The following is a 15,186-nucleotide window of genomic DNA, read 5'->3' as shown; positions in this document are numbered from 1 at the left end:
ATTTCATGAAACTAAACCGCAAATGGAGAAGGCGGGTAGTTATAAAAAATTAATTTTTAGGAGGATTTTTACAACGAAAAGAAAACTTTTAGCTATGGTATGCGCAGTATCAATGATTGCTTCCCTTGGAGCAGCTACTGTTTATGCATCAGATGATGTTACCGCTACAGGCGATGAGAAAATCGCGCTGATCACAATGGATTCCATCGACCAGCACTGGATCACCCTGAACGAAGGTGCTCAGGCAGAGGCTGAAGAGCTTGGCGTAACCGTTGACTTCATGTCCCCAAATACAAAGGATGATGCTCAGCAGATCGAGTGTGTAAACAACGCAGTAGCAGGCGGCTATGACGCGATCATGGTTGCTGAAAACGGACCAGATGCTATTTCTTCCGCACTTCAGGAAGCAAAAGACCAGGGCGTTAAGATTGTATATGTTGACTCTCCTGCAAACGTAGAGGCAGAGGCTACTTTCTCCACAGACAACAAAGCTGCTGGAACAACAGCTGGTGAAGAGATGAAGAAAGCTCTTGAGGATGCTGGTATTACATCTGGAAAAATCGGTATCATCAATGTAAATGCAGCTACTGATTCCTGCGTAAACCGTGAGGAAGGCTTCCGCGCAGCATTTGACGGAACAGACTTCGAGATCATGGAAACCCAGTACGGCGAAGGTGATGCAGCAAAATCCCAGAGTATCGCAGAGAACTACATTACACAGGGCGTTGTTGGTATCTTCGGATGCAACGAAGGATCCACAACTGGTGCTGGAAATGCTATCAAAGCAGCTGGAAACTCTGACATCATCGGTGTTGGTTTTGATAAATCCGACGCTATCCTGAACCTGATCGACGACGGATATCTTCTTTGCACAATGGCTCAGAACCCGGACGTTATGGGATCTGAAGGCGTAAAAGCAGCTATAAGAGCTATCAACGGCGAGGAAGGTTGGCGGTGGAAATCTTTACATCCTTTTTCAGTGTACAAAGGACCGTCTGATCATCCGCATTGCCGACGATGGGGTGGGAATGGACGAGATGACCTTGGCGAAGCTGAACCAGAAACTGGGCAAGTCAACTAAGGCTTTTCACGACAACGAAGAAAAACAGGGCGGAATCGCTCTGGTGAATGTAAATAACAGAATTCATCTGATCTTTGGGGATGAATATGGCATGCATGTCTATTCTGTGCCAGGCGAGGGAACAGATGTGGAGATCACCATCCCTATGCTGACCGATGACAGACAGGTGAAAAACAGGAGTGTGCTGGCATGAGAAATGAAGTTCTCAGAATGGAGCGTGTGACGTATAAAGAGGATGAGGTTGTGAAACTGGAGGACTTCAACCTTCAGATTTTTCAGGGGGAGATCATGGGATTTCTGCCTGTTAACAGTCATGGAAAAACAGCTCTTCTGAAGCTTCTGGAACGGAACCTTCCCCTTTATGACGGCTATATTTATTACGGCGGGGAAAAGGTAAATACTTGGAAAGAGCATTATAAGGCATCAAACCGGATCAGCATTATCCAGGAGAAAAGTTCTTTGGCAGGGAATCTGAATATTGCAGATAATATTTTTGTCCTGCGCCCGGGCTTTCGCCAGTGGGTGATCCGCACAAAGATCCTGAACCGGCAGATGGAGCCTTTTTTCGAAGATATCGGAATGGATATTCCCCTTAATAAAGATGTGGAGAAGCTTTCTACTTTTGAGCGGATCATTGTAGAACTGCTCCGGGCCGTGATCATGGGATATCATCTGATCGTGCTGGATGAAGTTGGAGCCCTTGTCAGTGATGATGAACTGAAAAAGCTTCATGGAATTATTCGTCATTATGTGAAAAAAGGGTTTTCTTTTCTTTATATTTGTTCTCATCTGGAGGAGATTTCCAGTATCTGCGACAGATGTGCGCTGTTTACAAATGGAAGGATCCAGAAGATCCTGGAAAGAGCGGAACTGTTCAATGATCCGCCAGTGACTTACATGACGGAATATAATGACATGGTCCGTTATCATACGGAAAAAAGGGAAGGGCAGCAGGCTGCGCCGGTTGTGTTTCAGTGGAAGGGCTACGGAGAGGATGCTGCCTGCAATTTTTCTTTTGATGTGCATAGGGGAGAATGCCTGGCAGTACAGATCATGGATGCCGGCGGAATGGAGGAGCTGCGTGGGATTTTGTCCGGAGATATTTTACCGGAAAGCGGAGAAATCCTGCTGAATGGGAAGCGGACAGAGATCCCGGGAAATGGCAGGATTGCGGTGATCCAGGAACGTACTACGAAAACCATGATCTTTCCGGAACTGGATTATATGAATAATCTCTGCATTGGTCTGGCGGAGAAAGTGCCTTCGATCTGGCATAACAAGCGTCTTCGGAAAAGTATTCGAAATGAGTACAGTCCCATATTAGGGACAGAGGTTTTTGACATGCCGGTGGAGGAGTTAAGCGAAAAGCAGAAGTATCAGCTGGTGTATACAAGAGTACTTTTGCAGAAACCGGAGATCCTGTTTTGCATTCAGCCTTTCCGGGGAGCGGATCTGGCTCACCGGATGTTTATCTGGAGTATGTTGGAGAAGTTTCTGGATAAGGGGATTTCGGTGGTGATTCTGTCCTTGAATCTGTCAGATTCCCTGGCCATGGCGGACCGCCTGTTAATTCTTGGCGAGAACGGGGAAAAGCGGGAAATTGCAAGAGAAAATTTCCATAAGATCACGTCGCCGGTGCCCTGGCTGCATATGTATCCGTCGGCGAGAAAGTAAGAGGTTAAATTAAATCCTAATGATTAGGTTTGTATTTTAAGTGGTTAAAACAAGAATCCCATAGCAACAGAAATTAAATTGCTATGGGATTCTTGATACTTAATTATGGGTTTCAAAATTTATGATTGAGAAATATGAGATCATACTTTATCAGTCAATCTTCAAAATCAGTTCCAGCACACGTCTAGCACAGTGCTCTAATTCCGGACGGCCAAGCTGTCCCATTTCCATGGCCTTTTTCACGCGCTCTGGGAAACCGGTTCCCATTTTTACGTCATTTCCGGCCTTGATTTCTTTGTAATGCTCTGCTCTTGTCCACCAGTCTGTGGTAACCATACCCTTGAAGCCCCACTCGTCGCGGAGAACATCTTCCAGAAGTTCGCGGTTTTCAGAAGCGCGGTGTCCGTTGATGGCATTGTAGGAGGACATGATGGTCCATGGCTGAGCCTCTTTTACAATGATCTCGAAACCTTTCAGATAGATCTCGCGAAGTGCACGCTCGGAAACACGGGAATCGCTGTGCTTTCTGTTGGTCTCTTTGTTATTTGCTGCAAAATGCTTTACAGAAGCTGCAATGTGCTGGGACTGGATACCTTTTACCATAGCTGCGCCCATTTTTCCAGCGATCAGCGGATCCTCGGAATAGTACTCGAAGTTTCTTCCGCAAAGTGGGTTTCTGTGGATATTCACTGCAGGGGTAAGCCATACTGCAAGGTTGTTCTCCTTCACTTCCTCAGCGCCTGCCTGTCCAACCTGCTGAACAAGTGCTGGGTTCCAGGTGCATGCAAGAAGGGTTGCGCAAGGCCATGCAGTTGTGTTCATGCTGCATTCTCCGCTGATACGAAGTCCGGCAGGACCGTCTGCTGTCATAATGGAAGGAACGCCGTAGTCCGGAAGATTTCCAAAGCCGAAGGTATTGGAAACACCTACATTTGGCTGTCCTCCAAGGAGATGAAGCAGGTCGTCGTCGCTTAACTGTGCCATGAAATCGTCCAGGGAAAGCTTGCCTTCTGCTACATCAATGAACTGCTTTTTGCCATAATTATCAAAAAGAGCACCACGTGCGCAGCTGCGGACAGCAGGGGTAAGACCTTCCTCAGTGCCTGGCTCCATTTTCTCAAATACGCATTCGTTCATGTCGTTGCATGCAGACTGTGGAAGCTCCTCGAAGCTGCCGTCAGAGAGCATACGCTCTTTCAGGCTGGTTGGAACAAGGTGTGCGGTGAGCTGCTTTGTGATCACATTTGCAGTCAGTTCCATTGTCTGGATGCCTTCTTCTGTGTCACGTACAGAAGTTCCAATGTAGAATTTATAAGTACCTTTTTCCAGGATGTATGCAGATTTCTGGATCTTTCCAAGGTCATCATAGGAAGCCATGTCAGCTTTTGCAAAGGAAAGGCGGATCTGCTGTGTTTCGCCTGGCTGAAGAAGACGGGTTTTTGCAAAAGCGGCAAGCTGGCGGGCTGGTTTTTTCAGAAGTCCCTGTGGTGCTTCGAAATAAATCTGGACAACTTCCTTTCCTGCAAAATCGCCAGTGTTTGTTACCTGAACCTCAGCGAAAATCTGATCCTCTGTTTCCCACATAGCGGTGGTATCCAGATCAAAGGTGGTGTAGGAAAGTCCGTATCCAAATGGATAGATAACCTTCTCCTGCGCGCCTGGAAGGGTTTCAAAATAGCGGTAGCCTACATAAATGTCCTCGGTGTAGTTTACATAATCAAAGGACTCATGGAAGTTAGCTGTGGAAGGATAATCGTTTACATCTGCTGCAAAAGTGTCTGCCAGCTTACCAGATGGATTTCCTTTGCCGGTGAGAAGCTCGGCCATGGCAAGTCCGCCTTCCATGCCGCCCTGCCATCCAAGAAGAGCGGAGGAAATCTGGTCGTCATTTTTGACCCAGGAAAGGTCGATGATTCCGCCGATATTGAGAACTACCACGATATCATCGAAGCGCTCTTTTACCATGGAAAGCATTGCTTTTTCACGGGCTGTGAGATAGAAGTCACCATCTGGGAAAACTTCGCCGGAAACCTTTGGCATGGTGGTTTCAGTATCCCATGGATTAAATTCGTTGGTACACTCAATGCTGGAACGGTCCCAGCCCTCGCCGGAGAAACGGCTGATCACAACAACTGCAACGTCCGCAAATGCTTTTGCGCCGTCAGCAAGCTCCGGAGAAAGCTCTGGCTCTACTGTCATTCCTGGTGCGGCGCCTTTTTCATACTGATGCTGGATATCGGTGCGGTAGAATGCGGATAATGGCTCATAGATCTGAACGGCGCCTTCCTGCATTTTCAGCCCGTCGTAAAGGTTGTGCACATAGGAAACCATAACGTCACCGCTTCCGCCGCCGCCTTTTACATAGTCGAAGCTGCCTTTGCCGAAAAGAGCAATGCGTGTGCCCTCAGCAAGAGGAAGCATATTTTTCTCATTTTTTAAAAGAACCATACCTTCTTTGGCTGCTTCTTTGGAAAGAAGGATATGTTCTTTGCTTGCAGTAACACGGCCGCTTTCCTTAAGAGGAAGGTTTGGCTGGAATTTAACTCTGGTCCATTTGTTCATTGGAATGTGTCCTCCTGTGAATATTTTTATGTGAAAGTTTTAATTGTTCTCGTTAGATTCATTGTACGGGAAAAGAGGGGAATGTGCTAGAGGGTTTATTGCTTCTTTTATGGGGCTTTCTTGATATTTAAGATAAAATAATATATAGTAATATTATAAATAAGTGGTGGATTTTGATTTATGAGGTGAAAATATGAAAGCGGAATATGAAAATGTCCTGGACGATCATATTGGAAAAATTCATTTTACATACGTAAATACCTGGAATCAGCTGCTTCCAGCGCACTGGCATGAGCACCTGGAAATCATTTATGTGCTTGAAGGCGGGATTACAGCGTCTATCAATGATGTGAGTTATGAGTTGAAAAAAGGAGATATTTTCCTGGTAAATTCTAATGATATTCATTATACCTATACACATGAGGACGCAAAGTACTATCTTTTGCAAATACCGCCGGTTCATTTGGAAAGAATTTCAACCAGGTGGAAAGGACTAAAATTTCAGGAACTTATGACTGGGGAAGAAAAGTATCTGAATTGTCAGTTGGGCGAAATTTTCCAGGAGATCGCCAGCTTATATGAGGAGAAAAAAGAAGGTTACCACCTTCTAGTGCTTTCCGCAGTTTACCGCCTGCTCTACCTTCTCTCCACAGAAGGAATCCGGGAGGAGGAAAACACAGAAACCGCTCATGGCACTGTGCGAGACCTGGAACGGATGAAGCTGTGCATGGAATTTGTCCGGGAACACTATGGGGAAAGCATTTCCCTTGCTGACGCCGCTGGGCTTTTGTCCATTACACCCGAGCACTTCTGCCGCCTTTTCCGCAAATACACCGGTCAGACTTTCCTTGCTTATGTAAACCAGATCCGCATGGAGCATTTTCACACAGATCTTTTGGAAACTGACGAAAACATAACTTTTCTTCTGGACAAAAACGGGATTACCAATTACAAAGGTTTTCTGCGAAAATTCAAGGAAACTTATGGCGAACCGCCGAAGGAAGTGAGGAGAAGTCTAAGAATAGGGAAAAATCACCTTTAGGAAGTTGCCAAGGTCGCGTGCAAGCACTAACTTTGGCTTGTTGCTCGCGCAAATAAAAAGCAGGACAGACCAAGAAATTTCAATGGTCTGTCCTGCTTGAAAAGCAATTATTATGTTATAACTGCGCCTTATTTTTCACCAGCATCTCATGGATAATATTCTGGGTATAAGCTCCAAGATGCTTCTTATCCTCCTTCTCCAGCTGGTCTACATAGATTGGCTTGCCGTATTCCAGGATGACGTGAGTCTTTTTCATCTTGGGAAAATGGGCTTCCCAGATGTCGGCGGAACCGCTGATGGCCATTGGGATAATGGGACAGCCGGTCTTTGTGGCAATTTTAAAGCTGCCTTCATGGAAAGGAAGCATGTCCAGTTCATCTTCATTCTTATTGCGGGTCCCTTCCGGGAAAATGCAGATGGAAATACCGGACTTTACCTTTTCAATGGCGGTGAGGATGGTTTTCAGTCCCTGCTTCAGATCCTTGCGGTCCAGGAACAGGCAGTGGAGACGCTTCATCCAGGTGGAAAGAAGAGGAACTTTTTCCATCTCTTTCTTAGCTATGTAACCGGTGCGGATTGGACATCGGGGATAAGTGATGGGAACATCGAAGAAGCTTCGGTGATTTCCGATGTAAAGAACCGGCACATCAGTTGGTACATTCTCTTCTCCAATAACCGTCAGCTTCACACCTGCCACCCACAGGATGAACCGGAAAACGGCCTGGACGATCCGAAGAGAGCTGATCTCTTTTGCCATAGGATTGAATTTGCCGATGATCCACTCCACAAAGAGAATGGGAATGGATAAAATCAGGAATCCAACCACTACGATCACGCATAAAATAAAACGAATCATATGATTTTCCTTTCTGTTACATAATTGCTGCTGGTCTGATCGCGAACTGCAGCATAGAATCTACATCTATTATATGAAATTTCAAAAATTCTTGCAATAAATCTTTTTTATTCCTCATAGAATAAAATTAAATGGAGATTGCTGTTCACCGTGTTTACAAAACAGGCTCCAGAGCGCTGGAAAACAGATGAACAGTGACAAGATATCTGAGGTGGCTGGATGAAAAAAACAAAAGCAGTTCTTCTGGGGATGATTCTCTGGTCCATGTTTTTGCTATGTGGATGCCGTTTTATCCGGATCGAGGAGGAGCCGCGGAAGCCCCTGGAATATTCCATTGTAAAAAATGAAGATCTGCCGGCGGAACTGGCTGCTTTGATACAGGAGAAAAAGGCGAATGAATTTCAGCTGACCTACCAAAGTGAAAAAGACCTGTTCCTCATAAAAGGATATGGGCAGCAGATGAGCGGCGGCTACAGCATATCCGTGGAAGAACTGGGGGCAACATCACAGGCGGTCTTTTTCCGGACACAGCTGATCGGGCCGTCAGATGGGAAAGCGGTGCTTAGTCCTCCGTCTTATCCGTATATTGTGGTGAAGATGGAGTATCGGAAGGAACCAATTATATTCGAGTAAAAAAGAGAACAAAGACAATGTAAACTTTACTGTTTGCTGAGTTTTGACAGCAAAAATATTTTGCAGGAAGTTTTGGGCGGCAGTAAATATAAGGTTTTATAGCAGTTAGCCGAAATATGATATAGCAGATAGTCAAGAAGGAGTGGAAAATCGTGGAATTAAGAAAAGAAAGTGTGCAGATGCTTCACGTAAAAAGCCGTGCAACCAGTCAGGTAACCTTTGATACAGATTATAATGTCCCGGATGCAAAACCGGATATGGGCAGGCTGATCCAGAGCAAGGGCGACGTTTCCATGGATGAAGTGCGTCTTAGCGATGGCAAAGCCTTTATCAATGGAAATCTGAATGTGGATATTCTCTATGTGGGGGAAGAAGACCAGAAAGTGAGCAGTTTGGGGGCAAAACTGCCTTTTGATGAGACTTTGAACCTGGAAGGGATCGCCAGCGGGGACAAAATGTGCCTGAAGTGGGAGATTGAGGATCTCAGTGTGCACATGATCCATTCCCGAAAACTGAACATAAAAGCGATCGTCACCTTCTATGCAGTGGTAGATGAGATGGCAGGAGTCCAGCTTCCGGTGGAAATCAGCGAGGAAGAAATTTCAGTAAAAAGGAAGAAAGTCCGGTTAATGAGTCTTATGGTACATAAAAAGGACACTATGCGGATTAAGGATGAAGTGACTTTGGTGTCCAATAAACCGAATATTGAACAGCTTCTGTGGTACACCATTGATGTCCGCGGTATGGATCTGCGGCCGGAGGACAATGTGGTGAAAGCAAGAGGAGAACTTTCTGTTTTTGTCCTTTATGCAGGGGAAGATGAGGAAAATCCACTTCAGTGGGCAGAGTATGTCCTGCCGTTTAACACGGAGGTAGAATGTACTGGCTGCACAGGGGAGATGATCCCTAATATCGGCTTTTCTGTTATGCACCAGAGTATTGAGGTGAAACCGGATTCCGACGGGGAAGAGCGGGTGATGAGTGTAGATGTGGTTCTGGAGCTGGATATGAAGCTTTACCGGGAGGAAGAGCATGACCTGATCCTGGATGTGTATTCCCCGTTAAAGGAATGTATTCCACAGGGAAAAGAGATGTGTCTGGAAAGCCTTCTGGTGCGTAATGATTCCAAGTGCCGGGTAGCGGACCGCATTGAGCTGAAAGAAAGCCAGGGGAAAATTTTGCAGATCTGCCACAGCCAGGGACGTGTAAAGGTTGAAAAAACAAAAATCGTGGAAAATGGAATCCAGGCTGATGGAATTGTATTTATGAAGATTCTTTATATTACGGGCAATGATGATATGCCGTTTTATTCTGTTGATGGGATGATCCCTTTTTCCCATATAATAGAAGCAAATGGAATTAACGAGGACAGTGTCTTTTTCCTGCAGGCGGATCTGGAGCAGTTGTCTACGTCCATGATCGACAGCAATGAAATTGAGGTAAAAGCTGTGATCAGCCTGAATGTGCTGGTGCTTCAGTGCGAAAAACAGGTGATCATCAGCAAAGTGGAGGAGCAGCCCCTTGACATGCAGAAAATCCAGGCTATGCCGGGAATTACAGTGTATGTGGTGAAAAATGGGGATACCATGTGGGACATTGCGAAACGATTTTATACTACGGTGGAGGAAATCTGCGGGCTGAATGAACTGGAGAACGATCGTGTTGCACCGGGAATGCCGCTGCTGCTGGTGAAGAAGGTGAAAGGGTAAATAGAATGAGAAATTTCCTCGAATAAATGTATTGAAAAAAATACAAAAATATTTTACAATAAAAGCATTGATAAAATTGTATACAAAGTACAAAAGGAACTGCTGCTTATAGGTGATGATCTGACTGGTGTTTCTTGAGTGGCAGTTACAAGCGGAGGAAATTATGCGTTTACGTGCACTTGCAAAAATAAATCTGGGACTTGATGTGGTGGGGAAACGTGATGACGGATACCATGAAGTCCGCATGATCATGCAGACCATACAGATGTATGACGTGCTTGAAATCGAGAAAAAAGAGGAACCGGGAATTACCCTTACTACCAACATTCCTTATGTTCCTACAGATGAGCGGAATCTTGTATATAAAGCTGCCAAGATGCTGATGGATGAGTTCCAGGTAAAAGAGGGACTTACTATGAATCTGGAGAAATTTATTCCGGTAGCAGCTGGCATGGCTGGGGGAAGTTCTGACGCTGCAGCAGCTTTTGTGGGAGTGAATCGGCTGTTTGGACTGGGACTTTCTGAGGAAGAGCTGATGAAGCGTGCTGTGAAGGTTGGAGCGGATGTTCCTTATTGTGTGATGCGCGGGACTGCTCTGGCAGAGGGAATTGGTGAGAAGCTGACCAGACTTCCAAAAGTACCCCATTGCTATGTTCTGGTGGGAAAACCGGGAGTAAATGTTTCCACCAAGACCGCTTACGAAAATCTGAAGCTGGATGATCCAGCAGTGGTCCATCCGGACATTGATGGTATGGTGACGGCTGTTCAGAATGGGGATCTTGACGGAATGATCTCCAGGATGGGAAATGTATTTGAACCGGGAATCATCAGCAAATATCCAGTGATCCAGGAGATTAAAGACCTGATGGAGAGCAATGGAGCGCGTAAGGCCATGATGAGTGGAAGCGGTCCAACTGTGTTCGGGATTTTTGACAGCAAGGAGAAAATGGAGCAGGCAGCAGCTGTTCTCCGGGAGAGCAGGCTGGCGAAGACTGTTTTTGCAACGGATGTTTTTTAGGCACGAAAATATTTTGCGGCATGTTTTCTGCGAACGGCACTATTTTTGTTGCTGGCTGTAGAGGGAACAGCAATATTTTAGGAGGGAAATACAAATGACAAGTGATTTCACAGTGCATATGGATGAGTATCTTCCGCTTAGGGAGGTTGTTTTTAATACATTGCGTCAGGCGATTCTGAAGGGAGAATTGAAGCCAGGCGAAAGACTGATGGAGATTGCTCTTGCGGAGAAGCTTGGGGTGAGCAGGACTCCCATCCGTGAGGCTATGCGGAAGCTGGAACTGGAAGGTCTGGTTGTGATGATTCCAAGACGTGGGGCCCAGGTTGCAAATATTACAGAGAAGGACCTGAATGACGTTCTGGAGGTAAGGATCACTCTGGAAAATATGGCCATTGAGAAGGCTTGTGCCAATATGACAGATGCGGATATCAGGAAACTGGAACAGGCAGCAGAGGATTTCCAGACCAGCACTGCGGAAGGTGATCTGGTAAAGATGGCTGAGGCAGATGTGAATTTCCACGAGGTAATTTATGAGGCTGCGGATAATAAGAGACTGATGCAGGTGCTGAACAATCTTCGGGAACAGATTTACAGGTACCGTGTAGAGTATCTGAAAGAGGACGAGTCCAGAAACCGCCTGGTGAATGAGCATGAGGAGATTACCCAGTCCATTAAAGCCAGAGATGTGAAAAGGGCGCAGGAGCTGTCCTTTGAGCATCTGGAGAATCAGAGGATGGGAATTATTCAGGCGATTCGGGCGGAAGAGTAGAGAGTGTGGATTCCCGGGAGGGGGCGGCGCGGGTACACCCTGCACGCGCCACCCCGGCGCACCGGAAAGTTGAGAAAAAGAAGGTGGAGAAGAGGAACGGCGGCTGTGCCAGCGCCTGAAATTGAATTGGGAAAATAAAAAGAATATAATTGTTTTATTGGGAGATACTGGGAGAGATGACCAGTGTCTTTTTTTATTGCCTGAAAAACGGAAAGAGGAGTAATGTTGGAGAAAAATGATAATATTGTTATAATTTCAAAGGATATTCGAGTAAATGAGCGTTATGTAAGAGAGCGCCTGGCGGATTGTGGGGATATTCAGATCCGGAGGATGAGGCTGGGAGATGAGAGGAAGGTTGACTGCCTGATGGTTTATATTGAGGTGGCGACTTCCAATATGATGCTGGAGGATTCGGCCATTGGAAAGATGGTGGGACATTTCTGGGAGATTTCGCCGGGGGAGATCCAGGAGTTTGTGGAGTATAACAGCCTGGGAATTGCGGATGTAAAGAAGCTGACTGATATGGAGCAGGTGTTCGCAGGGCTGCTTGCCGGAAATGCGGTTTTCTTTATGGACGGATTTGACCAGGCCATGAAAATTTCCAGTGCCGGTTATCCAAGCATGGGTGTAACAGAAGTGGAGATGGAGAAGGTTCTGCGAGGTTCCAGGGAAGGCTTCTCTGATTCTGTGAAAATAAATTCCGCGTTGATCCGAAAGCGGCTTCGGGATACCAGATTAAAGGTAGTGGAATTTTATATTGGGGAGAGATCACATACACTGGTCCAGATGGTATACATGGAAGATCTGGTGCAGGAGGAATTTCTGGAGCAGGTGAAAGAGCGGCTTGGAGAGTTTCGAATTGATGGAATCCTGGACAGTGGAATGCTGGAACAGCTGACGGAGGATTCCTGGTTTTCTCCTTTTCCGCAGTATCAGACTACGGAAAGACCGGATCGTGCAGCACAGGAAATTTTAAATGGAAAAGCAGTGCTTCTCTGTGACAATTCTCCGTCAGCGCTTATTTTGCCAGGTGTTTTTCATAGCTTTATGGAAAGCAGCGAGGACTGGTATAACCGATTTGAAATGGCATCATTTCTTCGAATACTGCGCTATGTGGCACTGACAGCTGCTACGTTGCTGCCGGGACTTTATCTTGCAGTGATCCGGTTTCACACGCAGATTCTTCCTACGAATATGCTTCTGTCCTTTGCCCAGGCAAGAGAAGGCGTGCCATTTTCCAGCATTGCGGAGCTTGTTCTGCTGGAGTTATCCTTTGAACTGATTCGGGAGGCTGGTGTACGGATTCCGGGAGCGCTGGGAAATGCCATGGGAATTGTGGGAGGACTTATCGTGGGATCTGCTGCTGTGGAAGCGAATCTTGTAAGCCCGATCGTGGTCATGGTTGTGGCGATCACGGCGCTTGGTTCTCTTGCAATCCCAAATGAAGAATTTGCCTCGGCATTTCGGATGCTTAAATATTTCTTTTTGTTTTTGGGAGGATATCTGGGGATTTTTGGAATTGTGACCGGAGTATATCTGACAGTATCACATCTGGCAGGACTTCTCAGCTTTGGAGTCCCATACCTGACGCCCTTTGTCAAACAAAGTACGGATAATGGGACTGGAAGCAAAATTGTGAGAGTGCCATTTAAAAAGAGATGGAGGCGCCCTTCATATGCCAGACAAAATGAGCGAGTGAGACTGCAAAAATCCGCAATAAGAACAGGAAGGAAAGGTAACCGAAGTAAATGAAATTTGCAGAAAATAATCGAATCTCCCAGCGGCAGCTCTACAGGCAGATCGTGATTGCGTTTATTGCACCATTAATATTGTGCCTTTTTGGAAACAGAAAAACTCTGGGACTTGGCGGGCTGGCAGGGACTGCAGCAGCCCTTGCAGCAGTGCTGTTTTATGTGATTTTCCTCGTCCGTCTTCGTTATGCTTTTGCCAGACCCTGCAAAACAGCCGGTGTGGTGTGGGGACGGCTGACCGCGTTGTTTTTTCTTATATACTGTATTCTTGGAGCCGCATTTCTTTTGAACCTTCTGGGAGAAATTGTTGCAGTCAGTCTGGGAACAGGTATAGGAAAAAAAAGGCTTTGTCTGCTCACATTGCTGGTTTGCAGTCTGGGTACGCACAGGGGGATTCAGAGACGAGGCAGAATGGGAGAAGTGTCAGGCGGCGTGGTACTTGCAGCAGTTATGCTTATGTTATTCCTGGCTGTGGGACAGGGAAAATGGGAGTATTTTCAGGAAATGGTATGGAATTCCTCTTTTTCAGGAAGAAAAATCCTGGAGAGTGGATATGATGTGATATGCGCATTTTCCGGATTGGGGCTGCTTCCCTTTGCACTGGAATGTGTAGGAAACAGTAAAGATACAGGAAAAACTGTAAGCTTTGCCGTTTTTACCCTGGGAATTTTGCTTATTCTGACGGAATTGCTGCTTCCTTCTGTATTCGGATGGGGGCGTCTGAAATATGAAAGCTGCCCGATTTTGCCGCTTCTGGCAGGTGCGGAGCTTCCGGGAAATGTATTGGCAAGATTTGATGTCCTCTGGATGGGATTTCTTTTATACAGCCTTTTATTTTCTATTGGAAGTTTTCTGCATTATGGTCATTTAATTGTGGAAAAAGCAGATATGGGAACTGGAAAGCTGTGGATATCCATTCTGGTTTTTGCCGGAGCCGTGTGGGAAACTGGAAGAGGGGGAATCCGGAATAGCTTTCCCCTGTATCTGAAATATATATTTGTGCCCGGAATGCTGGTGCTTCAGTTTATATTTTTTATGGCTGGAAAAAAGAAGTGGAAAAAGAAGCTTGCTGCAGCGTGTGTTAGTGCATTGTTTCTGTTAGCCGGCTGTGGCGGTGTGGAACCGGAGAAACGCATGTATCCGCTTGCACTTGGAGCTGATATTACAGAGGGGAGATATCAGCTGACTTACGGAATTCCGGATCTTCCAAAATCTACAGGACAGGAAAAAGACGGGGAAGATCAGGGCAATGCTGCACCGTCGATTCAGGGAGAAACCTTCCGTGAGATTGAAAATATATACAGTCGGACACAGGAAAAATATCTGGATATGGGACATCTGGAAATTCTGGTTCTTGGCGAGAATCTGTTGGATGGAGGGCGTTGGGAGCAGGTTCTTGAGTATTTGAAGCAGGAGCCGACTATAGGTGAAAATGTTTATGTGTTTCGCTGCGATGCGGCATCTGAAGCGGTAGCCTGGGTAAGCCCTCAGGACGTTTCTCTGGGGGAGTATCTTCTTGGGCTTCTGGAAAATAATCCAAATGGAAGTCCGGGACAGGCAGTAACTCTTCGTGAGGTTTATCATGAGTTTTATGAACGTGGTGCTTTGCCTGAACTGCCGAAACTGGAAATTTATGGAAAGGAACTGGAGGTGAAATTTTAGCCGCATCAAGTAAGGACCAGGGCGTGTTTGAAACAGACTCTAGAGCGGCTGTGAAAAGCAATAAGCAACCAGTGGGGATGAATGTGATTATTCCGGGCCGGGACAGGGAATACTTTTGTTAAGAAAAATATGGGAGGCACTTTTATGTTTTGTCTGAGAAAAAACAAATATCATATAGCGGCAGCACTTCTGACAGCTGTATTACTTTGCCCGGGCAGTGAAAATTTTAATAAAAATTCCAACCTTCTTGCATGGTGGGGAACCATTTATCCTCAGTTCTGTTTTATGGAAGCACCGAGTACGGAGAACGGTCAGAAAGCAGAGCCAAGATTTCATTTCTGGATTGTGGAGACACTTAACGCTTTGATGTAGTACAAGCACTTGCACCGCCGCTTCTTTGGTGTTAAAATGAAGTACAGATTGCGAATA

General features: G+C 46.0%; 13 protein-coding genes. 11 read left to right on the top strand and 2 right to left on the bottom strand.

The features are described from left to right. The first annotated feature begins 94 nt into the window (after positions 1–94). The 3 genes from ACTQ50_RS04375 to ACTQ50_RS04365 are packed head-to-tail and all read left to right on the top strand — an operon-like array spanning position 95 to position 2,755. Positions 95–1,081, top strand: a complete 987-nt coding sequence (locus ACTQ50_RS04375) for a substrate-binding domain-containing protein (protein WP_441483132.1) — start codon at positions 95–97, stop codon at positions 1,079–1,081. Then, a complete protein-coding gene (locus ACTQ50_RS04370) occupies positions 969–1,274 on the top strand; it encodes a sensor histidine kinase (RefSeq protein ID WP_441483165.1) in 306 nt (101 codons plus the stop codon). Before ACTQ50_RS04375 ends, ACTQ50_RS04370 begins: the two co-directional genes overlap by 113 nt. Further along, positions 1,271–2,755 (top strand): ATP-binding cassette domain-containing protein, encoded by a 1,485-nt coding sequence (locus ACTQ50_RS04365; protein WP_441483131.1) that lies wholly within the window; start codon positions 1,271–1,273, stop codon positions 2,753–2,755. Before ACTQ50_RS04370 ends, ACTQ50_RS04365 begins: the two co-directional genes overlap by 4 nt. Before the next feature lie 150 nt (positions 2,756–2,905). On the opposite strand, the gene ACTQ50_RS04360 is transcribed toward ACTQ50_RS04365, so the two are convergent. Next, on the bottom strand, positions 2,906–5,317 hold the full coding sequence (locus ACTQ50_RS04360) for a glycoside hydrolase family 3 C-terminal domain-containing protein (RefSeq protein ID WP_441483130.1): 2,412 nt from the start codon (positions 5,315–5,317) through the stop codon (positions 2,906–2,908). 193 nt (positions 5,318–5,510) lie between these two features. On the opposite strand from ACTQ50_RS04360, the gene ACTQ50_RS04355 reads away from it, so the two are divergent. Then, the gene (locus ACTQ50_RS04355; RefSeq protein ID WP_441483129.1) at positions 5,511–6,359 is read left to right on the top strand and encodes an AraC family transcriptional regulator; all 849 of its coding nucleotides are present in this window, start codon (positions 5,511–5,513) and stop codon (positions 6,357–6,359) included. 115 nt (positions 6,360–6,474) lie between these two features. On the opposite strand, the gene ACTQ50_RS04350 is transcribed toward ACTQ50_RS04355, so the two are convergent. Beyond that, positions 6,475–7,215 (bottom strand): lysophospholipid acyltransferase family protein, encoded by a 741-nt coding sequence (locus ACTQ50_RS04350; protein ID WP_441483128.1) that lies wholly within the window; start codon positions 7,213–7,215, stop codon positions 6,475–6,477. Between the two features lie 219 nt (positions 7,216–7,434). On the opposite strand from ACTQ50_RS04350, the gene ACTQ50_RS04345 reads away from it, so the two are divergent. The 7 genes from ACTQ50_RS04345 (at position 7,435) to ACTQ50_RS04315 (ending at position 15,129) form a co-directional block, all read left to right on the top strand. Further along, positions 7,435–7,848 (top strand): protease complex subunit PrcB family protein, encoded by a 414-nt coding sequence (locus ACTQ50_RS04345; RefSeq protein ID WP_441483127.1) that lies wholly within the window; start codon positions 7,435–7,437, stop codon positions 7,846–7,848. 152 nt (positions 7,849–8,000) lie between these two features. Beyond that, entirely contained in the window at positions 8,001–9,557 is a 1,557-nt protein-coding gene (locus ACTQ50_RS04340) for a DUF3794 and LysM peptidoglycan-binding domain-containing protein (protein ID WP_441483126.1), read from the top strand. A 163-nt stretch (positions 9,558–9,720) separates the two neighbouring features. Next, entirely contained in the window at positions 9,721–10,575 is an 855-nt protein-coding gene (ispE, locus tag ACTQ50_RS04335; protein WP_441483125.1) for a 4-(cytidine 5'-diphospho)-2-C-methyl-D-erythritol kinase, read from the top strand. Between the two features lie 94 nt (positions 10,576–10,669). Next, positions 10,670–11,344, top strand: a complete 675-nt coding sequence (locus ACTQ50_RS04330) for a GntR family transcriptional regulator (RefSeq protein WP_441483124.1) — start codon at positions 10,670–10,672, stop codon at positions 11,342–11,344. A gap of 222 nt (positions 11,345–11,566) precedes the next feature. Further along, positions 11,567–13,096 carry a spore germination protein gene (locus ACTQ50_RS04325; protein WP_441483123.1) on the top strand — a complete coding sequence of 510 codons (1,530 nt, stop codon included), beginning with the start codon at positions 11,567–11,569 and terminating at the stop codon, positions 13,094–13,096. Next, the gene (locus ACTQ50_RS04320; RefSeq protein WP_441483122.1) at positions 13,093–14,757 is read left to right on the top strand and encodes a GerAB/ArcD/ProY family transporter; all 1,665 of its coding nucleotides are present in this window, start codon (positions 13,093–13,095) and stop codon (positions 14,755–14,757) included. The genes ACTQ50_RS04325 and ACTQ50_RS04320 overlap by 4 nt, the downstream gene beginning before the upstream one ends. Positions 14,758–14,901: 144 nt before the next feature. Continuing rightward, on the top strand, positions 14,902–15,129 hold the full coding sequence (locus tag ACTQ50_RS04315) for a hypothetical protein (RefSeq protein WP_441483121.1): 228 nt from the start codon (positions 14,902–14,904) through the stop codon (positions 15,127–15,129). Positions 15,130–15,186: the final 57 nt, after the last annotated feature.

This window comes from Blautia sp. Sow4_E7 (genome assembly GCF_052116245.1).
Classification (GTDB): Bacteria; Bacillota; Clostridia; order Lachnospirales; family Lachnospiraceae; genus Blautia_A.
The sequence above is the reverse complement of the archived record's forward strand: the minus strand, read 5'-3'. Positions and strand labels throughout refer to the sequence as shown.